This is a genomic window from Citrobacter sp. MGH110 (assembly GCF_001037515.1).
Lineage (GTDB): Bacteria > Pseudomonadota > Gammaproteobacteria > Enterobacterales > Enterobacteriaceae > Citrobacter > Citrobacter portucalensis.
Window position 1 is genome coordinate 1,013,651 of sequence record NZ_KQ089830.1, and the last position, 19,625, is coordinate 1,033,275.

Sequence of the window (19,625 nt, forward strand, 5' to 3'; positions counted from 1 at the left end):
CAGATACCTTCTTCATGTGAACTTGCGTACTAGTTAACTAGTTCGATGGAATAAAGTCAACACCTGATTTCAGTATATTTGTCGAAACCGCTATGATGGGCGTGATACGACATTTATTGAAACGGGAGCCGCCTTGAGCGACACGAATTACGCAGTGATTTATGACCTGCACAGTCATACTACAGCCTCCGATGGGCGATTAACGCCAGAAGCCTTAGTACACCGTGCGGTAGAGATGCGAGTCGGTACACTGGCGATCACCGATCATGACACCACGGCCGGCATTGCGGCGGCAAGAGAAGAAATTTCACGTTCAGGTTTAGCCTTAAATTTGATCCCTGGCGTCGAGATATCAACGGTCTGGGAAAACCATGAGATCCATATAGTGGGTCTGAACATTGATATCGCCCATCCCATGATGTGTGAGTTTCTGGCGCAACAAACGGAACGTCGTCAGCAGCGTGCACGCCTGATTGCTGAACGACTCGACAAAGCGCATATCCCCGGCGCGTGGGAAGGGGCGTTACGCCTGGCTGATGGCGGGGCGGTTACGCGGGGCCATTTTGCGCGTTTCCTGATGGAATGTGGAAAAGCCACAACCATGGCGGATGTCTTTAAAAAATATCTTGCCCGTGGGAAAACCGGTTACGTTCCGCCACAGTGGTGTACAATAGAACAAGCTATTGATGTCATTCATCATTCTGGCGGTAAGGCTGTTCTGGCTCATCCTGGGCGGTACGATCTTAGCGCTAAGTGGCTGAAAAGACTGGTTGCACATTTTGCTGAACATCGCGGCGACGCGATGGAAGTAGCACAGTGCCAGCAGTCTCCCAATGAACGCACCCATCTGGCGACGCTTGCGCGTTCGCATCAACTGTGGGCATCGCAAGGGTCTGATTTTCATCTACCCTGCCCATGGATTGAGTTGGGCCGTAAACTTTGGTTGCCCGCAGGCGTAGAAGGCGTCTGGCAACTTTGGGAGCAGCCCGAGATCACAGAGAGGAAAGTATGAGTCAGTTTTTTTATATTCATCCCGAAAACCCGCAGCAGCGACTGATCAATCAGGCCGTTGAAATCGTGCGTAAAGGTGGGGTGATCGTCTATCCAACCGATTCCGGTTATGCGTTGGGCTGCAAAATTGAAGATAAAGGCGCCATGGAGCGCATTTGCCGCATCCGTCACCTGCCGGACGGACACAACTTTACGCTGATGTGTCGTGACCTGTCCGAACTGTCGACCTATTCGTTTGTCGACAACGTGGCATTCCGTTTAATTAAAAACAACACGCCGGGTAACTACACCTTCATCCTGAAAGGGACGAAAGAAGTTCCGCGCCGTTTGTTGCAGGAAAAACGTAAGACCATCGGCCTGCGTGTGCCATCGAATCCGATTGCGCTGGCGCTGCTGGAAGCACTGGGCGAGCCGATGCTATCTACATCGCTGATGCTGCCGGGCAGTGAATTTACTGAGTCAGACCCTGAAGAGATTAAAGACCGTCTGGAAAAACTGGTGGATTTGATTATCCATGGTGGCTATCTCGGTCAGCAGCCGACCACGGTCATCGATTTAACCGACGATTCCCCGGTGGTGTTGCGTGAAGGCGTCGGCGACGTTAAACCTTTCTTATAAGGGCGCGAACCGCTATACTACGCGGCCTTAAAATGGCGCTGACTGGCGCCGTTGATTCTCCTGTTCGACGCCTGTGAAGGCGACATCTAAAGGAAGCTCTATGAGCGAAAAGTTACAAAAAGTGCTGGCGCGCGCTGGCCACGGTTCTCGCCGTGAAATCGAATCTATTATTGCCGCGGGTCGCGTGAGCGTTGATGGCAAAATTGCCACGCTCGGCGATCGCGTTGAAGTCACTCCGGGTCTGAAAATCCGTATCGACGGTCATCTGATTTCGGTTAAAGAGTCTGCAGAGCAAATCTGCCGCGTTCTGGCCTATTACAAGCCAGAAGGTGAACTGTGTACCCGCAACGACCCGGAAGGTCGTCCGACCGTGTTCGATCGTTTGCCAAAACTGCGTGATGCGCGCTGGATTGCCGTAGGGCGTCTGGACGTGAATACCTGCGGTTTACTGCTGTTTACCACCGATGGTGAACTGGCTAACCGTCTGATGCACCCAAGCCGTGAAGTCGAACGTGAATATGCGGTACGTGTGTTTGGTCAGGTTGATGATGCAAAACTGCGCGATCTGAGTCGTGGCGTACAGCTGGAAGATGGTCCGGCGGCATTTAAAACGATCAAGTTCAGCGGTGGTGAAGGGATCAACCAGTGGTATAACGTCACGCTGACCGAAGGGCGTAACCGTGAAGTCCGTCGCCTGTGGGAAGCTGTAGGTGTACAGGTAAGCCGTCTTATTCGTGTTCGTTACGGTGATATCCCGCTGCCGAAAGGCCTGCCGCGTGGTGGCTGGACAGAGCTTGACCTCGCGCAAACCAACTATCTGCGTGAACTGGTGGAACTTAAGCCGGAAACGACATCTAAAGTTGCCGTCGAGAAAGATCGTCGTCGCATGAAGGCAAATCAGATCCGTCGTGCGGTGAAGCGGCACTCACAGGTCGGTAGCAGCCGTCGTCCGGGTGGTCGTAGCAACAACGGTTAATTATGAGTGGGCCTGATAAGCAAAGCGCCATCAGGCCTTAGCGTGGAGCCGGATGCGGCGCAAGCGCCTTATCCGGCCTACTGTCAGTAATCAATCCCTATCTGGGCCTTCACGCCCGCTTCAAACGCATGCTTGACCGGGCGCAACTCGCTGACCGTATCCGCTAACTCCAGAATATCGCGATGACATCCACGGCCGGTGATAATCACCGTTTGATGGGCAGGGCGCGCGTTTAGGGCAGTGATGACCTCTTCAAGCGGCAGATAGTCGTATGCCACCATATAGGTCAGCTCGTCCAGCACCACCATATCCAGTTTATCGTCGGCCAGCATCCGCTTACCGTGTTCCCACACGGCCATACAGGCCGCGGTGTCGGACTCACGGTTTTGCGTTTCCCAGGTAAATCCTGTCGCCATAACCTGAAACTCTACGCCGTGGGGTTCAAGTAAGTTACGTTCTCCGTTTGGCCACGTACCTTTAATAAATTGTACGACGCCGACTTTTTTACCGTGGCCCACCGCGCGCGTGGCGGTACCGAATGCGGCGGTGGTTTTACCCTTACCATTTCCGGTGAATACGATGATGATCCCGCGCTCGTCCGTAGCGGCGGCAACGCGTGCGTCAACCCGATCTTTTACGCGCTGTTGACGTTGCTGATAGCGTTCTTCACTCATTGGACAATTCCTGGTTTACGGCCCGGCTGGGCGTCAAAAGTCATACCGGTTTTACGGCGGCTGTCATCGCCCATCAGCCACAGGTAGAGCGGCATAATATCGGCGGGAGTTTTCAATTTCTGTGGATCTTCCGTGGGGAATGCGCTGGCTCGCATGCCAGTTCGTGTTCCACCAGGATTGATACAGTTTACGCGCAGATGACGGTTTTGATACTCATCAGCCAGAACCTGCATCATCCCTTCGGTAGCAAATTTTGATGTGGCATACGCCCCCCAATTGGCGCGTCCCTGGCGGCCGACGCTGGAAGAGGTAAAGACCAGCGATCCGGCATCGGATTTGAGTAACAACGGCAGCAATGCCTGAGTCAGCATAAAAGTGGCATTCACATTTACCTGCATCACATCCTGCCAGACCTGCGGGTTTTGTTCACTCATTGGGCAAATATCGCCGAGTAATCCGGCGTTATGCAGTACGCCATCCAGACGTGGGAAATGTGCGGCAATGCGCTGTGCAAGCTGGTGACATTCTTCAGAGGTACAGGTCAGTAAATCCAGTGTAAACCACTGTGGTTGTGTTCCGTTTTCATCGGCGATAGTGCGGGCAACCTGACGCAGTTTTTCTTCGTTACGCCCAAGCAGGATAACGGTCGCGCCATAGCGTGCATAGGTCTGCGCGGCTTCGCGTCCGATACCATCGCTGGCACCGGTGACAAGAATAATGCGGCCCTGTAAAAGGTCTTGTTTAGGTTGGTAATGCACGGCTACTCCTCGGCGACGCCCTGGCCATCTCGTTCGCAATAACTTTTGGGCTTTATGCCTTAAACCCTGTTCTTTTTCAATCAGCCAAAGGCAATAACACCGCAAAATGAACGCTTTGTCATGCTTTTTACTGATTCAGCACTGGATGTATGAAGCAAGACGAGGTGACACGCCTGTTGTACACTGAGCGGAAGTCGCGTTGTTTAACCAAGGTGGGTCTCGTGGAATTGTTGTCTGAATATGGGCTGTTTTTGGCAAAAATTGTCACTGTCGTGGTGGCTATTGCAGTGGTGGTGATGCTGATCGTAAACGCGACACAACGCAAACGTCAGCGTGGGGAATTGCGGGTTATTAACCTCAGCGATCAATATAAAGAGATGAAGGAAGACCTGTCGCTGGCCTTATTGGATGGGCATCAGCAAAAATTCTGGCATAAGGCGCAGAAAAAGAAACAGAAGCTGGAGGCGAAGGCCGCCAAGGCAAAAGCGAAACTGGGTGACAGTACGCCATCAGATAAACCCCGTGTATGGGTGCTTGATTTTAAAGGCAGTATGGATGCCCACGAGGTCAACGCATTACGCGAAGAGGTGACGGCGGTGCTGGCGGTTGTTAAACCTCAGGATCAGGTGGTGGTTCGTCTGGAAAGCCCGGGCGGTGTGGTACATGGTTATGGCCTGGCTGCGTCCCAGTTACAACGCCTGCGCGATAAGCAGATCCCACTGACCGTCACGGTAGATAAAGTCGCTGCGAGCGGCGGATATATGATGGCCTGCGTGGCAGATAAAATAGTTTCGGCGCCGTTTGCTATCGTCGGCTCAATTGGCGTGGTGGCGCAGATCCCGAACTTTAACCGCTTCCTGAAAGGGAAAGATATTGATATCGAACTGCACACCGCCGGACAGTACAAGCGTACGTTGACGCTGCTTGGCGAGAACACGGAAGAAGGGCGGCAGAAATTCCGTGAAGATCTGAACGAAACACATCATTTGTTTAAAGATTTTGTCCATCGTATGCGCCCGACTCTGGACATTGAGCAGGTTGCCACGGGTGAACACTGGTTTGGTCAACAGGCGCTGGCAAATGGGCTGGTGGATGAGATCAATACCAGCGATGAGGTGATCCTCGGGCTGATGGAAGGTCGTGAAGTGTTGAACGTTCGCTATCTGCAGCGTAAAAAGCTGATGGATCGTTTTACCGGTAGTGCGGCGGAGAGCGCCGATCGTTTGCTGATGCGCTGGTGGCAGCGGGGGCAGAAGCCACTGATGTAAAATTGTCATTGCCGGATAGCGATGCTCACATATCCTATCCGGCCTACAAATAGGCATCAATGTAGGCTGGATAAGGCGTTGCCGCCATCCGGCAAATTATTTCTCGAGTTAATCGATCAAGTGATACTTTTCAGAAAGTACGTGCGCCAGGTGTTTAAACATATTAAACACAGCCGTACTTTTGGGCGTTGGTAGCCCTTGCTCGTCTAAAAAGTAATCTCCGCTGAAAACCAGCACGCCGTTTCGCTGCGTAACGCCGGTGGCGACAATCCCCGCCAGCGTGTCCTCATGCTCACGAATGATTTTGTTGGCTTCAATCAGCAGTGTTTCGCGATCGATGGGTTGAGTGTCTTTATGCATGATTTACTCCTTAAACAAGGACATTAGTCTACGCTGAGCCCGCCTTATGGGCAAATATTCCCTGACATAAATGAAGGTTTTACGACAGTGTTACAACTGGCGAGATTTGTTTTTGCATGCTAATAAAGTTGCGTAACGCATTTTATCAGGTACAGTGTGACGCTTTCGTCAATCTGGCAACAGATTTGCTTGACATTCGACCAATACTTCGTCGTGCTAGAGCGTTTGTGAGAAAAAAAGCCTGTTAACTCAGTTACATGAGAGTTACATTACAAGCGCGAAACAGTTTAAGGGGTTGATATCCGCCGACGCAGAGACCATATCGATGTCTCGTCGCCAGTGGAAGGTGAATCAACGTGCGACGCATTCTGGAAGAATCAAATTAGGTAAAGGTGAATATGGGTAAAGCTCTTGTCATCGTTGAGTCCCCGGCAAAAGCCAAAACGATCAACAAGTATCTGGGTAATGACTACGTGGTGAAATCCAGCGTCGGTCATATCCGTGATTTGCCGACCAGTGGCTCAGCAACTAAAAAGAGCGCCGACTCAACCTCCACCAAAACGGCTAAAAAGCCCAAAAAGGATGAACGTGGCGCTCTCGTCAACCGTATGGGTGTTGACCCGTGGCACAACTGGGATGCGCGCTATGAAGTGCTGCCTGGTAAAGAGAAAGTTGTTTCTGAACTGAAGCAACTGGCTGAAAAAGCCGACCACATCTATCTCGCAACCGACCTTGACCGCGAAGGGGAAGCCATTGCATGGCACCTGCGGGAAGTCATCGGTGGCGACGACACCCGCTACAGCCGCGTGGTGTTTAACGAAATTACCAAAAATGCTATTCGCCAGGCGTTTGAAAAACCGGGCGAGTTGAACATCGATCGTGTTAATGCGCAACAGGCGCGCCGCTTTATGGACCGTGTGGTGGGCTATATGGTGTCGCCACTGCTGTGGAAAAAAATTGCGCGTGGTCTGTCTGCCGGTCGCGTACAGTCTGTGGCTGTGCGTCTGGTGGTTGAGCGTGAACGCGAAATCAAAGCATTTGTTCCAGAAGAGTTCTGGGAAATTGATGCTAACACGACCACGCCGGGCGGTGACGCGTTGCCGCTTGAGGTGACGCATCAAAATGATAAACCGTTCCGTCCTGTAAATCGGGAACAAACGCTTGCCGCGGTTAGCCTGTTGGAAAAAGCGCGCTATAGCGTCCTGGAACGTGAAGATAAACCGACCAGCAGCAAGCCCAGCGCACCGTTCATTACCTCCACGCTACAGCAGGCTGCGAGTACGCGTCTGGGCTTTGGTGTGAAGAAAACCATGATGATGGCGCAGCGCTTGTATGAAGCGGGTTACATCACTTACATGCGTACTGACTCAACCAACCTGAGCCAGGATGCTGTCACCATGGTTCGCGATTACATCAGTGATAATTTTGGCAAAAAATATTTGCCGGAGAGCGCGAACCAGTACGCCAGCAAAGAGAACTCGCAGGAAGCACACGAAGCTATCCGTCCTTCCGATGTCGCCGTACTGGCGGAGTCGCTGAAAGATATGGAAGCCGATGCGCAAAAACTGTATCAGCTGATCTGGCGCCAGTTTGTTGCTTGTCAGATGACGCCAGCGAAATATGACTCTACCACCCTGACCGTGGGTGCGGGTGATTTCCGTCTGAAAGCGCGTGGTCGTATTCTGCGCTTCGATGGTTGGACCAAAGTGATGCCAGCACTGCGTAAGGGCGATGAAGATCGCATCTTACCGGCGGTGGACAAAGGCGATACCTTGACGCTTATCGAGCTGACACCTGCGCAGCACTTCACCAAGCCGCCTGCACGCTTCAGTGAAGCTTCGCTGGTTAAAGAGCTTGAAAAGCGTGGCATTGGTCGTCCATCCACCTATGCGTCGATCATCTCTACGATTCAGGATCGCGGTTATGTTCGCGTTGAAAACCGTCGCTTCTACGCTGAAAAAATGGGTGAAATCGTCACCGATCGTCTGGAAGAAAACTTCCGCGAGCTGATGAACTACGATTTTACCGCGCAGATGGAAGACAGCCTCGACCAGGTGGCGAATCACGAAGCCGAATGGAAGGGCGTACTCGACAACTTCTTCACTGATTTTACTCAGCAGTTAGATAAAGCCGAGAAAGATCCTGAAGAAGGCGGTATGCGTCCAAACCAGATGGTGCTGACCAGCATTGATTGCCCGACCTGCGGACGCAAGATGGGTATTCGTACCGCCAGTACCGGCGTTTTCCTTGGTTGCTCCGGCTACGCACTTTCCCCGAAAGAGCGTTGCAAAACCACCATTAACCTGGTGCCGGAAAACGAAGTATTGAACGTGCTGGAAGGCGATGACGCGGAAACGAACGCATTGCGCGCCAAACGCCGCTGCCAGAAGTGCGGTACGGCAATGGACAGTTATCTCATCGATCCTAAGCGTAAATTGCATGTGTGTGGTAATAACCCAACCTGCGACGGCTACGAGATCGAAGAGGGTGAATTCCGTATCAAGGGTTATGACGGTCCTATCGTAGAGTGCGAAAAATGTGGTTCTGAAATGCACCTGAAAATGGGACGTTTCGGCAAGTACATGGCGTGTACTAACGACGAGTGTAAAAACACCCGTAAGATCCTGCGTAACGGTGAAGTTGCTCCGCCGAAAGAAGATCCGGTTCCGCTGCCGGAACTGCCGTGTGAAAAATCTGACGCGTATTTCGTGTTACGTGATGGTGCTGCAGGTATCTTCCTGGCGGCCAATACGTTCCCGAAATCACGTGAGACTCGTGCGCCGTTGGTGGAAGAGTTGTACCGCTTCCGCGATCGCCTGCCGGAAAAACTGCGTTATCTGGCAGATGCGCCGCAAACAGACCCGGATGGTAACAAGTCTATGGTTCGTTTCAGCCGTAAAACCAAGCAGCAATACGTTGCCGCTGAGAAAGACGGTAAGGCGACTGGCTGGTCCGCGTTCTTCGTTGACGGTAAATGGGTAGAAGGGAAGAAATAACAGCGTTACGGCTGAATTTCTCCTCAAAGGGTCGCGTAAGCGGCCCTTTTTGTTTCTGGCATATTATTTTTTGTCATACCTATACAGCGTACATATAAATGATATAGTGGTTATAGTTAACAGACTTTTTATTATTAAATCGTATTAGCAGCGCCCACGAGCCTGCACTGAAACGATGATTTGATGGCGCGAATCGGGATGGCATAACATGAAATTACAGCAGCTTCGCTACATTGTTGAGGTGGTGAACCACAACCTTAATGTCTCCTCAACGGCGGAAGGGCTTTATACCTCTCAGCCCGGTATCAGTAAGCAAGTTCGTATGCTGGAAGATGAACTTGGCATCCAGATTTTCGCCCGTAGTGGTAAGCATCTGACCCAGGTTACGCCAGCGGGGCAGGAAGTCATCCGTATTGCGCGCGAAGTACTGTCTAAGGTAGATGCTATTAAGTCCGTTGCTGGCGAACATACCTGGCCGGATAAAGGCTCGCTGTATATCGCCACCACGCACACCCAGGCACGTTACGCTTTGCCGAACGTGATTAAGGGTTTTATTGAGCGATATCCTCGTGTTTCATTGCATATGCATCAGGGATCGCCGACGCAAATTGCCGAAGCCGTCTCGAAAGGGAATGCGGATTTTGCCATCGCGACGGAAGCCCTGCATCTGTATGACGATCTGGTGATGTTACCTTGCTACCACTGGAACCGTTCGATTGTCGTCACGCCGGATCATCCGCTGGCGGGAAAATCCTCGGTTTCTATTGAGGAACTGGCACAGTATCCACTGGTGACCTACACCTTTGGATTTACCGGGCGTTCGGAGCTGGACACCGCGTTTAACCGTGCGGGTCTGGAGCCGCGTATTGTTTTTACCGCAACCGATGCCGATGTTATTAAAACCTATGTCCGTCTGGGTCTCGGCGTGGGTGTAATTGCCAGTATGGCGGTTGATCCTGTATCCGATCCTGACCTGGTACGTGTGGATGCGCACGATATCTTCAGCCATAGCACCACCAAAATTGGTTTTCGTCGCAGCACCTTCTTACGTAGTTACATGTATGATTTCATTCAACGTTTCGCGCCGCATCTGACGCGTGATGTGGTGGACACGGCGGTGGCGCTGCGTTCCAACGATGATATTGAAGCCATGTTTAAAGATATTAAATTGCCTGAGAAATAATAACGGTTGTTACCTCGTCGGTATCTATAAGCATAAAGTGATACCGACGGGGGAGTCTGAATTCATTATTTCTCCTCCTATATATTAACCATATATTATTTATGGAAAAAGTTCTCTAAAGTAGTTTCAAATTAGTCAGCTTGCCAAAAATCACGCTCAAATATTCATAATTGATCAAACAATTGATTTATTTATCAGATCGAGTCCGAAAATTAACTGGCTTTTTTTTGCCTTTTTTATTAGGATTCCTCCTATCTGATGATTAATTGTACCAATTGTTTGGTGCCTAAATGATAAGTGATTTCGATAGTATGAGGTTAGCGATGCCTTCAGGAAACCAGCCTGCACGCCGGGATCCCGCGATGAAACGTAAAGCCTGGTTCGCCGTGTTTCTTGGCTCTGCGATATTCTGGATTATTGTCGCACTCGTGGCCTGGAACGTGTGGGGGTAAGTATGTCCGCACCGGAGCAGCACTCTACCGTGACGCCAGCGTCTCATGACCATGAGCAAGAGAGCAAAACCGTCGCCGAGAAGGAGCCAAAGATACCCGAATCCTGGAATCTTTCTCCTGAACAACGGGCGTTTATTGATCTGTTAACCGGTGATGATGAACAGAAACAATAATTCGTACGTATTTTATAATAATAACGATTACCTCGTGGCCTTAAATATCGAATTGTTTATCCCATGTATTCACCATCAGCCACCTAATCAACGTATTATCGATTGCGCTATTGCCTGCTGAATATTCATCCTATTAATCTACACGGCTAGACCTTCTTCCCTACCATTGACCTCACTTCGCGCTTTTGTATCGCGCGCTACTTTTATCAATTTGAGTTGTTATCAAAGCGTTACATTTTGTTTGTGTTATCTTTAATACTAACCCTGAGGAAATCAGGGGATCCAACCCTGTCATTTAAGGAGGAGCTATGTCGTCGACCCTACGAGAAGCCAGTAAGGACACATTGCAGGTTAAAGATAAAACCTACCGCTACTACAGTTTACCTCTGGCCGCTAAATCACTGGGTGATATCACCCGACTACCCAAATCGCTGAAAGTGTTACTGGAAAACCTGCTTCGTTGGCAGGATGGTAATTCCGTAACCGAAGATGATATTCATGCGCTCGCGCATTGGCTGAAGACTGCCCATGCCGATCGTGAAATTGCCTATCGACCCGCTCGTGTTCTGATGCAGGATTTTACCGGCGTGCCGGCGGTGGTCGATCTGGCCGCCATGCGCGAAGCGGTGAAACGTTTGGGCGGAGATACAGCAAAAGTGAATCCGCTTTCGCCGGTGGACCTTGTCATTGACCACTCGGTAACGGTGGACCGTTTTGGTGATGATGATGCTTTCGAAGAAAACGTACGCCTGGAAATGGAACGTAACCATGAGCGTTATGTGTTCCTGAAATGGGGACAGCAGGCATTTAGTCGCTTCAGCGTTGTACCACCAGGAACGGGGATTTGCCACCAGGTTAACCTTGAATACCTCGGCAAAGCCGTCTGGAGCGAGTTACAGGACGGTGAGTGGGTGGCTTACCCTGACACGTTGGTCGGAACCGATTCCCATACGACAATGATTAATGGTCTCGGTGTGCTGGGATGGGGCGTTGGAGGCATTGAGGCCGAAGCAGCAATGCTGGGCCAACCCGTCTCTATGCTTATCCCGGATGTTGTGGGCTTTAAACTGGTGGGCAAGCTGCGGGAAGGTATCACCGCGACTGACCTGGTTCTGACCGTCACCCAGATGCTGCGTAAGCACGGCGTGGTCGGTAAATTTGTTGAATTCTACGGTGATGGCCTGGACACCTTACCGCTGGCCGACCGGGCAACCATTGCGAATATGTCACCGGAATACGGCGCAACCTGCGGTTTCTTCCCGATCGATAGCATCACTCTTGAATATATGCGTCTGAGTGGGCGCAGTGAGGAGCAGGTTGAGCTGGTCAGCGCCTATGCCAAAGCGCAGGGCATGTGGCGTAATCCTGGGGATGAACCCGTATTTACCAGTTCACTGGAGCTGGATATGGGCAGTGTAGAAGCTAGCCTTGCCGGACCGAAGCGTCCGCAGGATCGGGTGGCACTGGCTGATGTCCCGAAAGCGTTTTCGGCGAGTAATGAACTCGAAGTGAATAGCTCACTGAAAGATCGCCAGCCAGTGGACTATACAATGAACGGTCACCAGTACCAGCTGCCGGATGGTGCTGTGGTTATTGCGGCGATCACTTCCTGTACCAACACCTCTAACCCAAGCGTATTGATGGCGGCGGGGCTGCTGGCGAAGAAAGCAGTGACGCTTGGTCTGAAACGTCAGCCGTGGGTGAAAGCCTCGCTGGCTCCAGGATCGAAGGTGGTGTCTGATTATCTGGCGCAGGCAGGGTTCACGCCATACCTTGATGAGCTGGGATTTAACCTTGTAGGTTATGGCTGTACCACCTGTATCGGTAACTCGGGTCCGTTACCCGATCCTATCGAGACAGCTATCAAAAAAGGCGACCTCACCGTTGGTGCTGTGCTTTCCGGCAACCGAAACTTTGAGGGGCGTATCCATCCGCTCGTGAAGACCAACTGGTTGGCGTCTCCGCCGCTGGTGGTGGCCTATGCGCTGGCGGGGAATATGAATATCAATCTGACTAAAGATCCTTTAGGGCATGACAGAAAGGGCGATCCCGTATATCTGAAAGATATCTGGCCGACGGCTCAGGAAATTGCCCGTGCCGTGGAGCAGGTTTCTACCGCCATGTTCCATAAAGAGTATGCTGAAGTGTTTGAAGGCACGCCAGAATGGAAAGCAATCCAGGTCGATCGGGCTGATACCTATGGCTGGCAGTCTGACTCAACCTATATCCGCTTGTCGCCGTTCTTCGATGGTATGCAGGCGACGCCGGATCCGGTTCAGGACATTCATGGTGCGCGTATCCTTGCAATGCTTGGAGATTCCGTCACCACCGACCATATTTCTCCTGCAGGTAGTATTAAGCCGGACAGCCCGGCGGGGCGTTATCTGCAAAGCCACGGCGTAGAGCGTAAAGATTTTAACTCCTACGGTTCACGACGCGGGAATCATGAAGTCATGATGCGTGGTACCTTTGCCAATATTCGTATTCGCAATGAGATGGTACCTGGCGTGGAAGGTGGGATGACGCGTCATTTGCCGGGAACTGAGGTAGTGGCTATCTATGATGCGGCTATGCAATATCAACAGGAGAATATTCCCCTGGCGGTTATTGCCGGGAAAGAGTATGGCTCTGGCTCCAGTCGCGACTGGGCGGCAAAAGGCCCGCGCTTGCTGGGGATTCGCGTGGTTATCGCTGAATCCTTTGAGCGAATTCACCGTTCTAACCTGATTGGTATGGGGATTTTGCCGCTGGAATTCCCACAGGGCGTCACGCGTAAAACGCTGGGACTAACCGGTGAGGAAACGATCGATATTACGGATCTGCAAAACATCAAACCGGGTGCAACAGTGCCGGTGAGTATGGTTTGCTCAGATGGACGTAAAGAAGTTGTTTTATGCCGCTGCCGTATCGATACCGCGACGGAGCTAACGTACTACCAAAACGATGGCATTCTGCACTACGTGATTCGTAATATGTTGAGCTAGAATGTAAAAAGCCTGCGAGAGCAGGCTTTTTTATCGGCGGTAACAATTATTACTTGCCCAGCAAATGTCCCATCTTGGCGGCTTTGGTGTCCAGGTAATGTTCATTGTTCGGGTTACGACCCACAATCAGCGGCACGCGTTCAACAATGTTGATTCCCGCTTCGGTCAGAATTTCCACTTTTTTCGGGTTATTGGTCAGCAAACGAACTTCGTCCACACCAAGCAGCTTGAACATATCCGCACACAGCGTGAAATCACGCTCATCTGCCGCAAAGCCCAACTGATGGTTAGCTTCAACGGTATCATAACCCTGGTCCTGCAACGCGTAGGCGCGGATTTTATTGAGCAGGCCGATATTGCGTCCTTCCTGACGATGATAAAGCAGGATACCGCGCCCTTCTTCAGCAATATGGGTGAGAGCCGCTTCGAGCTGGAAGCCGCAATCGCAACGCAGGCTAAACAATGCATCGCCAGTCAGACACTCGGAGTGGACACGCGCCAGGACAGGCGTTTGGCCTGTGATATCGCCAAAAACCAGTGCGACGTGATCGTGTCCGGTTGCCAGTTCTTCAAATCCCACCATCAGGAAATCACCCCAGGGGGTTGGCAGTTTGGCTTCTGCCACACGTTTAAGCTGCATGTAATTCTCCAGATTATGCTGGCACTGTCGTGCCGTCGCCTGTTGGCTTCTGTTCTATATTGCACTATTTTGCCATAAGGCAACGATGTTCACCTAATCGCGACAACGGATTCGCTTTTGGAATGGCACAAAATTGTCAATTTTCCCGGCATGCGCTTTTTTCAGTTATGATTGTGAGACTTATCGACGAAAGGAGAGGCAATGCTGTCAATTGCAAAGCGCACTGCGGTCGGGGCCGGGCTGCTACTTATTATGCCGGTTGCCGTATGGGTATCGGGCTGGAGCTGGCAGCCGGGACATAACGTTTGGTGGCTAAAATCTCTGTACTGGATAACGGAAACGGTGACGCAGCCGTGGGGCATTATCACTCACGTTGTTCTCTGTGCATGGTTTCTGTGGTGTCTGCGTTTTCGTCTGAAAGCTGCGGTAATGCTGTTTGCGATCCTGGCTGCGGCAATTTTAGTCGGTCAGGGCGTGAAGTCCTGGGTTAAAGACAGGGTGCAGGAACCTCGGCCCTTTGTCGTGTGGCTGGAAAAAACGCACCATATTCCGGTTGATGAGTTCTACACTTTAAAACGTAAAGATCGTGGTCACTTAGTTAAAGAGCAATTGGCAGAACAACAGGATATTCCGACGTTTCTACGTAAGCACTGGCAAAAAGAAACGGGTTTTGCCTTTCCGTCAGGGCATACGATGTTTGCCGCCAGTTGGGCTTTACTGGCAGTAGGGCTGTTATGGCCACGCCGACGTACGCTGACGATTGTGTTTTTACTTATCTGGGCTACGGGCGTTATGGGCAGCCGCTTGCTATTAGGCATGCACTGGCCCCGTGATTTGGTCGTTGCAACGCTGATTTCATGGTTGCTGGTAACACTGGCGACGTGGCTTGCGCAGCGGGTATGCGGACCATTAACGCCGCCTGTGCAGGAGGAAAAAGAAATCGCTCAGCGTGAACAAGAAAGTTAGCCATGATTGATTTTTCGAATTTTGCCCTTAAATCAGAAAGGGGAAAGCGCTTTTCCGTTTCGCACTCGTTGTGAAAATGGTAATTTAAAGGGCTCAACGCGGTAAGTTGTACACGATTTATTCGCTCAAACCACATAACGGGAAGTAATGTGAAATATTTACTCATTTTCTTACTGGTGTTGGCGATTTTTGTTATTTCGGTGACATTAGGTGCGCAAAACGATCAACAGGTTACGTTTAATTACCTGCTGGCTCAGGGTGAGTATCGTATCTCTACGCTGCTTGCTGTATTGTTTGCCGCAGGTTTCGCGATTGGTTGGTTAATTTGCGGCCTTTTCTGGCTGAAGGTTCGTGTGTCTCTTGCGCGCGCCGAACGTAAAATCAAACGACTGGAAAACCAGCTTACGCCTGCGACCGACGTTGCGGTTTCTGCCGATTCGTCGGTTGTGAAGGAATAATTATTTATGTTGGAGTTGTTGTTTCTGCTTTTGCCTGTAGCCGCTGCCTATGGGTGGTATATGGGTCGCAGAAGTGCGCAACAAACCAAGCAGGATGAAGCTAACCGTCTTTCCCGTGACTATGTCGCCGGGGTTAACTTCCTCCTGAGCAACCAACAAGACAAAGCGGTGGATCTGTTCCTCGATATGCTAAAAGAGGATACGGGCACCGTTGAGGCTCATCTCACCCTCGGAAACCTGTTTCGCTCGCGCGGTGAAGTCGACCGCGCAATCCGCATCCATCAAACGTTAATGGAAAGTGCTTCGCTGACCTACGAGCAGCGTTTGTTGGCCGTACAACAGCTGGGGCGCGACTACATGGCCGCAGGTCTGTACGACCGCGCGGAAGACATGTTTAATCAGCTTACCGATGAAACAGATTTTCGCGTCGGTGCATTACAGCAACTGCTGCAAATTTATCAGGCGACCAGCGAATGGCAGAAAGCGATTGATGTTGCAGAACGCCTGGTGAAGCTCGGTAAAGATAAACAGCGTATTGAGATCGCCCACTTCTACTGCGAACTGGCCTTACAGCAGATGGGCAGCGACGATATGGATCGCGCCATGACGCTGTTGAAAAAAGGGGCTGCGGCAGACAAAAACAGTGCACGTGTTTCCATCATGATGGGCCGTGTGTACATGGTGAAAGGCGATTACGCGAAGGCCGTTGAAAGTCTGCAACGCGTGATTTCTCAGGATAAAGAACTGGTCAGCGAAACGCTGGAAATGCTGCAAAGCTGCTACCAGCATCTGGGGAAAAACGATGAGTGGGCCGAGTTTTTACGTCGGGCCGTTGAGGAGAATACTGGCGCCGCCGCAGAACTGATGCTGGCCGATATTCTTGAAGCGCGTGAGGGGACTGATACCGCTCAGGTTTATATTACCCGCCAGCTACAACGCCATCCTACGATGCGCGTGTTCCACAAGTTGATGGATTACCATCTTAACGAAGCAGAAGAAGGGCGCGCGAAAGAGAGCCTGATGGTTCTGCGCGATATGGTCGGGGAGCAGGTGCGCAGCAAGCCTCGGTATCGTTGCCAGAAGTGCGGATTTACCGCATATACACTGTACTGGCACTGCCCATCCTGTCGCTCATGGTCAACCATTAAGCCTATTCGCGGACTTGATGGGCTGTAATTTATAAAAAAAACTTCACTTTAGTTACAACATACTAATGATGTGTAACCAATCCATCTTCAACCTCCGTTGCCAAATTCGCCTGACAGAAATGTAATCGCGCCTGTTAATTTTCTATTGCCGCAGGTAGAATGCACGCCGTTTACCCATTTTGCGCCGCCGATGGCGCCCATCCTCAGGAAGGTCTGGTCATGACGTTTACTGCTTCATCTTTTTCTCGTGCTGTTACTGATTCTCCTGTCGTTGTCGCTCTCGATTATTCCAATCGTGATAAAGCATTAGCTTTTGTCGACAGAATTGATCCTCGTGATTGCCGTTTGAAAGTGGGCAAAGAGATGTTCACGCTTTTTGGACCTCAGTTGGTTCGCGATTTACAACAGCGTGGCTTTGACGTTTTTCTTGATTTGAAATTTCATGATATTCCCAATACTACCGCGCATGCCGTTGCGGCGGCGGCTGAGCTTGGCGTGTGGATGGTTAACGTTCATGCTTCAGGTGGGGCGCGTATGATGACCGCCGCACGTGAAGCCCTGGTGCCTTTTGGCAAGGATGCGCCGCTGCTGATTGCAGTAACAGTTCTGACCAGTATGGAAGCCAGCGATCTTGCCGACCTTGGCGTGACGTTGTCACCTGCGGAGCATGCGGAAAGGCTGGCACGTTTAACCCAACATTGTGGTTTGGATGGCGTCGTATGCTCCGCGCAGGAAGCAGTGCGATTCAAGCAGGCATTTGGCCAGGCATTTAAACTGGTTACCCCGGGTATTCGCCCTGAAGGTAGCGAGGCAGGCGACCAGCGTCGCATTATGACGCCGGAACAGGCACAGTCAGCTGGCGTGGATTATATGGTTATTGGTCGTCCGGTCACACAGTCGGCAGATCCGGCTCAGACGCTGAAGATGATCAATGCCTCCCTGAAACGAGGTGCGTAAATGAACGACTCAAATTCTCGTCTGGTCTACTCAACTGACACCGGGCGTATTGATGAACCGAAAGCCGTCCCAGAGCGTCCCAAAGGCGATGGCATTGTCCGTATCCAGCGACAGACCAGTGGCCGCAAAGGTAAGGGCGTGTGCCTGATTACTGGAATAGATCAGGACGATGCTGAACTGACCAAATTAGCTGCGGAACTGAAGAAAAAATGTGGTTGCGGCGGGGCAGTGAAGGATGGCGTGATTGAGATACAGGGTGATAAACGCGACCTGATTAAATCGCTGCTGGAAGCCAAAGGAATGAAAGTTAAATTGGCTGGCGGTTAATAAAAAAAGCCACGGAATTTTTCCGTGGCTTTTTAATAATACAGACCTGAAAAAGTAAACGTATTATTATATCGAGCCGTTTAACCGTAAATTATTTACCCACCTGGTGGCCAATAATACCACCTACTGCAGCACCACCCAGCGTGCCCAGCGTGCTGCCGTCAGTCAGGACTGCACCACCGATTGCACCAGCACCAGCACCAATTGCGGTGTTACGGTCACGTTTGGACCAGTTAGAGCAGGCACTCAGCGACATTGCCAGAGTAATTGCCAAAATGGCAGCGGTCATTTTTTTGCTCGTTACTAACATAATACTTTCTCCTGAATTATTGATTCACGGAATCCAGTGTTCTTTAAGAGTAGCGCTAAATTTAGGCTAACGAAGATATTTCCGTGAAACCGTTTAGCGAAGGCATGACAAACACTATCCTGAGATTGGAGGTTCGTTCCTGTTATATCGCTAACATTTATTTTACGACTTAATCCTGTTAACGACAGGTAAAAAGTCTTAATTGGACTGTCAGATAACTCTCAGAGAGGGGATGATTTGCCGACTGACAAATCATCTGCTGAAGATTTTATGCGTGCGCATCAATGATATTGACGGTTAATCCTGAATGCTCGAGCTGCATTTGTACGCTGGCGCTGAGTCTGGAATCTGTGACTACGCGGCTGAATCGCTCTAATGGACCCAGCGTGTAAGGGTGAATGGCTTCGAATTTTGAGCTGTCAGTAAGTACAATAACTTCTGCACCTTTTTCCAGCACCGCGTTAACCACATCAGAACGCATCATGTCGCGTCCGGTGAAGCCGGTGTCAGCCTGCCAGCCATCAATGCCGATAAAGGCCTTGCTGAAATGTACCTGCTGGATAAACTGGCGAGTTAAGGGCCCCACCATGCTTTCGCTTTTTTTCTGATAGATGCCGCCAAGGAGAATCACTTCGCAGGGGGTTTCTTTCAGCAGATGGGCTATATAACTGCTGACGGTAATGATGGTGACATCTTTTTGCTCCGCCAGCGTTCTGGCCAAGAGCGCATTGCTGCTGCCGTTTTCAATGAATACGGACTCGCCAGGGCTTACCAAAGATGCGGCAAATTCGGCCAGTTCACGCTTCAGCGTAAAATTAGTCATCATGCGCGTTTCCACATCATCACTGTTCAATGAAACGGCAAAACCGTGCGCACGGCGTAAATAACTCTGTTTTTCCAGTGTGTTCAGATCCTGTCGAATCGTCACTTCTGAGACACCGGTGATTTTTGCCAGTTCGGCAACGCTCATCTGACCTTTATCAGTCACCATCTGCAAAATAGATTGTTGTCGGGAATTCATAATATTAATTTTATTGCGATATCGTATCGGAAATTAAACGGAAACTGCTTCATACGCAGTTTGCTTATAGCAGCGACATTAAAGGGTTAATGTCATCAGATCTCCCAAGGAGCCTTGTGCTTTTTGGGCAAAGACTCGGCATCTTCTTTGGCCGTGTCTAGCAGCTCAGCCTTCAGAATTTCGAGATTGTGGATGGCTGAGTGGTAATCACCTGCAACGAGGATATCCAGCACGGTATCAATGCGTTCGGCCAGACGCTGAGCGTCGATATCAGACATGGTTATCATCCTAATAGCAATAGAGTTTGAATTTCATGATGCAGAATTTCATGGCAAAAGAGAAGGG

At 50.8% G+C, this 19,625-nt stretch carries 21 protein-coding genes; 14 read left to right on the forward strand and 7 right to left on the reverse strand.

The window, feature by feature from the left end; genetic code table 11:
* The first annotated feature begins 133 nt into the window (after window positions 1-133).
* From rnm to rluB, 3 genes are all read left to right on the forward strand, one after another.
* Window positions 134-1,012 (forward strand): RNase RNM, encoded by an 879-nt coding sequence (gene rnm, locus SK38_RS04855; RefSeq protein ID WP_008784938.1) that lies wholly within the window; start codon window positions 134-136, stop codon window positions 1,010-1,012.
* Window positions 1,009-1,629, forward strand: coding sequence for an L-threonylcarbamoyladenylate synthase (locus tag SK38_RS04860; RefSeq protein ID WP_003833336.1), 621 nt, complete (start codon window positions 1,009-1,011; stop codon window positions 1,627-1,629). The genes rnm and SK38_RS04860 overlap by 4 nt, the downstream gene beginning before the upstream one ends.
* A 100-nt stretch (window positions 1,630-1,729) precedes the next feature.
* Window positions 1,730-2,605: a 23S rRNA pseudouridine(2605) synthase RluB gene (gene rluB, locus SK38_RS04865; RefSeq protein ID WP_003020625.1), complete on the forward strand. Its 876-nt coding sequence runs from the start codon at window positions 1,730-1,732 to the stop codon at window positions 2,603-2,605.
* Between the two features lie 83 nt (window positions 2,606-2,688).
* Here rluB and cobO read toward each other — a convergent pair whose 3' ends face one another.
* Entirely contained in the window at window positions 2,689-3,279 is a 591-nt protein-coding gene (gene cobO / locus SK38_RS04870) for a cob(I)yrinic acid a,c-diamide adenosyltransferase (protein ID WP_032943609.1), read from the reverse strand.
* Window positions 3,276-4,037: a YciK family oxidoreductase gene (locus SK38_RS04875; RefSeq protein ID WP_048235269.1), complete on the reverse strand. Its 762-nt coding sequence runs from the start codon at window positions 4,035-4,037 to the stop codon at window positions 3,276-3,278. Before SK38_RS04875 ends, cobO begins: the two co-directional genes overlap by 4 nt.
* A gap of 221 nt (window positions 4,038-4,258) precedes the next feature.
* Here SK38_RS04875 and sohB point away from each other — a divergent pair, with 221 nt between their 5' ends.
* On the forward strand, window positions 4,259-5,305 hold the full coding sequence (gene sohB / locus SK38_RS04880; protein ID WP_048235270.1) for a protease SohB: 1,047 nt from the start codon (window positions 4,259-4,261) through the stop codon (window positions 5,303-5,305).
* Window positions 5,306-5,413: 108 nt separating this feature from the next.
* Here sohB and SK38_RS04885 read toward each other — a convergent pair whose 3' ends face one another.
* Window positions 5,414-5,665 (reverse strand): YciN family protein, encoded by a 252-nt coding sequence (locus tag SK38_RS04885; protein ID WP_003020616.1) that lies wholly within the window; start codon window positions 5,663-5,665, stop codon window positions 5,414-5,416.
* 398 nt (window positions 5,666-6,063) lie between these two features.
* Here SK38_RS04885 and topA point away from each other — a divergent pair, with 398 nt between their 5' ends.
* The 5 genes from topA to acnA all read left to right on the forward strand — a co-directional run bounded on the left by topA (window position 6,064) and on the right by acnA (window position 13,453).
* On the forward strand, window positions 6,064-8,661 hold the full coding sequence (gene topA / locus SK38_RS04890; RefSeq protein WP_003833325.1) for a type I DNA topoisomerase: 2,598 nt from the start codon (window positions 6,064-6,066) through the stop codon (window positions 8,659-8,661).
* Between the two features lie 208 nt (window positions 8,662-8,869).
* A complete protein-coding gene (cysB, locus tag SK38_RS04895; RefSeq protein ID WP_003020610.1) occupies window positions 8,870-9,844 on the forward strand; it encodes an HTH-type transcriptional regulator CysB in 975 nt (324 codons plus the stop codon).
* A gap of 311 nt (window positions 9,845-10,155) precedes the next feature.
* Window positions 10,156-10,296, forward strand: coding sequence for a YmiA family putative membrane protein (locus SK38_RS23630; protein ID WP_213732144.1), 141 nt, complete (start codon window positions 10,156-10,158; stop codon window positions 10,294-10,296).
* Between the two features lie 2 nt (window positions 10,297-10,298).
* Window positions 10,299-10,469 carry a hypothetical protein gene (locus tag SK38_RS25100; protein ID WP_165755481.1) on the forward strand — a complete coding sequence of 57 codons (171 nt, stop codon included), beginning with the start codon at window positions 10,299-10,301 and terminating at the stop codon, window positions 10,467-10,469.
* Between the two features lie 308 nt (window positions 10,470-10,777).
* Window positions 10,778-13,453, forward strand: a complete 2,676-nt coding sequence (acnA, locus tag SK38_RS04900) for an aconitate hydratase AcnA (RefSeq protein ID WP_048235271.1) — start codon at window positions 10,778-10,780, stop codon at window positions 13,451-13,453.
* A 49-nt stretch (window positions 13,454-13,502) separates the two neighbouring features.
* On the opposite strand, the gene ribA is transcribed toward acnA, so the two are convergent.
* Window positions 13,503-14,093 (reverse strand): GTP cyclohydrolase II, encoded by a 591-nt coding sequence (gene ribA, locus SK38_RS04905; protein ID WP_003020601.1) that lies wholly within the window; start codon window positions 14,091-14,093, stop codon window positions 13,503-13,505.
* Between the two features lie 201 nt (window positions 14,094-14,294).
* Here ribA and pgpB point away from each other — a divergent pair, with 201 nt between their 5' ends.
* From pgpB to yciH, 5 genes are all read left to right on the forward strand, one after another.
* Entirely contained in the window at window positions 14,295-15,059 is a 765-nt protein-coding gene (pgpB, locus tag SK38_RS04910; RefSeq protein WP_003833318.1) for a phosphatidylglycerophosphatase B, read from the forward strand.
* Between the two features lie 149 nt (window positions 15,060-15,208).
* Window positions 15,209-15,517, forward strand: coding sequence for a LapA family protein (locus tag SK38_RS04915; protein ID WP_003020595.1), 309 nt, complete (start codon window positions 15,209-15,211; stop codon window positions 15,515-15,517).
* Between the two features lie 6 nt (window positions 15,518-15,523).
* Window positions 15,524-16,693, forward strand: a complete 1,170-nt coding sequence (lapB, locus tag SK38_RS04920) for a lipopolysaccharide assembly protein LapB (protein ID WP_008784929.1) — start codon at window positions 15,524-15,526, stop codon at window positions 16,691-16,693.
* Window positions 16,694-16,884: 191 nt separating this feature from the next.
* Complete coding sequence (gene pyrF / locus SK38_RS04925; protein ID WP_103285296.1) at window positions 16,885-17,622, forward strand: orotidine-5'-phosphate decarboxylase; 738 nt, start codon at window positions 16,885-16,887, stop codon at window positions 17,620-17,622.
* Window positions 17,623-17,949 carry a stress response translation initiation inhibitor YciH gene (yciH, locus tag SK38_RS04930; RefSeq protein ID WP_003833315.1) on the forward strand — a complete coding sequence of 109 codons (327 nt, stop codon included), beginning with the start codon at window positions 17,623-17,625 and terminating at the stop codon, window positions 17,947-17,949.
* Between the two features lie 91 nt (window positions 17,950-18,040).
* Here yciH and osmB read toward each other — a convergent pair whose 3' ends face one another.
* The 3 genes from osmB to SK38_RS04945 all read right to left on the reverse strand — a co-directional run bounded on the left by osmB (window position 18,041) and on the right by SK38_RS04945 (window position 19,558).
* Window positions 18,041-18,259, reverse strand: a complete 219-nt coding sequence (osmB, locus tag SK38_RS04935) for an osmotically-inducible lipoprotein OsmB (protein WP_003020583.1) — start codon at window positions 18,257-18,259, stop codon at window positions 18,041-18,043.
* 268 nt (window positions 18,260-18,527) lie between these two features.
* Window positions 18,528-19,280: a DNA-binding transcriptional regulator YciT gene (gene yciT / locus SK38_RS04940; RefSeq protein WP_003020580.1), complete on the reverse strand. Its 753-nt coding sequence runs from the start codon at window positions 19,278-19,280 to the stop codon at window positions 18,528-18,530.
* 95 nt (window positions 19,281-19,375) lie between these two features.
* The gene (locus SK38_RS04945) at window positions 19,376-19,558 is read right to left on the reverse strand and encodes a YciZ family protein (RefSeq protein WP_003833313.1); all 183 of its coding nucleotides are present in this window, start codon (window positions 19,556-19,558) and stop codon (window positions 19,376-19,378) included.
* Window positions 19,559-19,625 lie beyond the last annotated feature (67 nt).

What these genes read in the sequence shown, in the direction of transcription:
- SK38_RS04860 (WP_003833336.1), top strand. Translation starts at nt 1,009, where the DNA reads ATGAGTCAGTTTTTTTATATTCATCCCGAAAACCCGCAGCAGCGACTG.
- rluB (WP_003020625.1), top strand. Translation starts at nt 1,730, where the DNA reads ATGAGCGAAAAGTTACAAAAAGTGCTGGCGCGCGCTGGCCACGGTTCT.
- cobO (WP_032943609.1), bottom strand. Translation starts at nt 3,279, where the DNA reads ATGAGTGAAGAACGCTATCAGCAACGTCAACAGCGCGTAAAAGATCGG.
- SK38_RS04885 (WP_003020616.1), bottom strand. Translation starts at nt 5,665, where the DNA reads ATGCATAAAGACACTCAACCCATCGATCGCGAAACACTGCTGATTGAA.
- topA (WP_003833325.1), top strand. Translation starts at nt 6,064, where the DNA reads ATGGGTAAAGCTCTTGTCATCGTTGAGTCCCCGGCAAAAGCCAAAACG.
- cysB (WP_003020610.1), top strand. Translation starts at nt 8,870, where the DNA reads ATGAAATTACAGCAGCTTCGCTACATTGTTGAGGTGGTGAACCACAAC.
- SK38_RS23630 (WP_213732144.1), top strand. Translation starts at nt 10,156, where the DNA reads ATGAGGTTAGCGATGCCTTCAGGAAACCAGCCTGCACGCCGGGATCCC.
- SK38_RS25100 (WP_165755481.1), top strand. Translation starts at nt 10,299, where the DNA reads ATGTCCGCACCGGAGCAGCACTCTACCGTGACGCCAGCGTCTCATGAC.
- acnA (WP_048235271.1), top strand. Translation starts at nt 10,778, where the DNA reads ATGTCGTCGACCCTACGAGAAGCCAGTAAGGACACATTGCAGGTTAAA.
- ribA (WP_003020601.1), bottom strand. Translation starts at nt 14,093, where the DNA reads ATGCAGCTTAAACGTGTGGCAGAAGCCAAACTGCCAACCCCCTGGGGT.
- pgpB (WP_003833318.1), top strand. Translation starts at nt 14,295, where the DNA reads ATGCTGTCAATTGCAAAGCGCACTGCGGTCGGGGCCGGGCTGCTACTT.
- lapB (WP_008784929.1), top strand. Translation starts at nt 15,524, where the DNA reads ATGTTGGAGTTGTTGTTTCTGCTTTTGCCTGTAGCCGCTGCCTATGGG.
- pyrF (WP_103285296.1), top strand. Translation starts at nt 16,885, where the DNA reads ATGACGTTTACTGCTTCATCTTTTTCTCGTGCTGTTACTGATTCTCCT.
- yciH (WP_003833315.1), top strand. Translation starts at nt 17,623, where the DNA reads ATGAACGACTCAAATTCTCGTCTGGTCTACTCAACTGACACCGGGCGT.
- osmB (WP_003020583.1), bottom strand. Translation starts at nt 18,259, where the DNA reads ATGTTAGTAACGAGCAAAAAAATGACCGCTGCCATTTTGGCAATTACT.
- yciT (WP_003020580.1), bottom strand. Translation starts at nt 19,280, where the DNA reads ATGAATTCCCGACAACAATCTATTTTGCAGATGGTGACTGATAAAGGT.
- SK38_RS04945 (WP_003833313.1), bottom strand. Translation starts at nt 19,558, where the DNA reads ATGTCTGATATCGACGCTCAGCGTCTGGCCGAACGCATTGATACCGTG.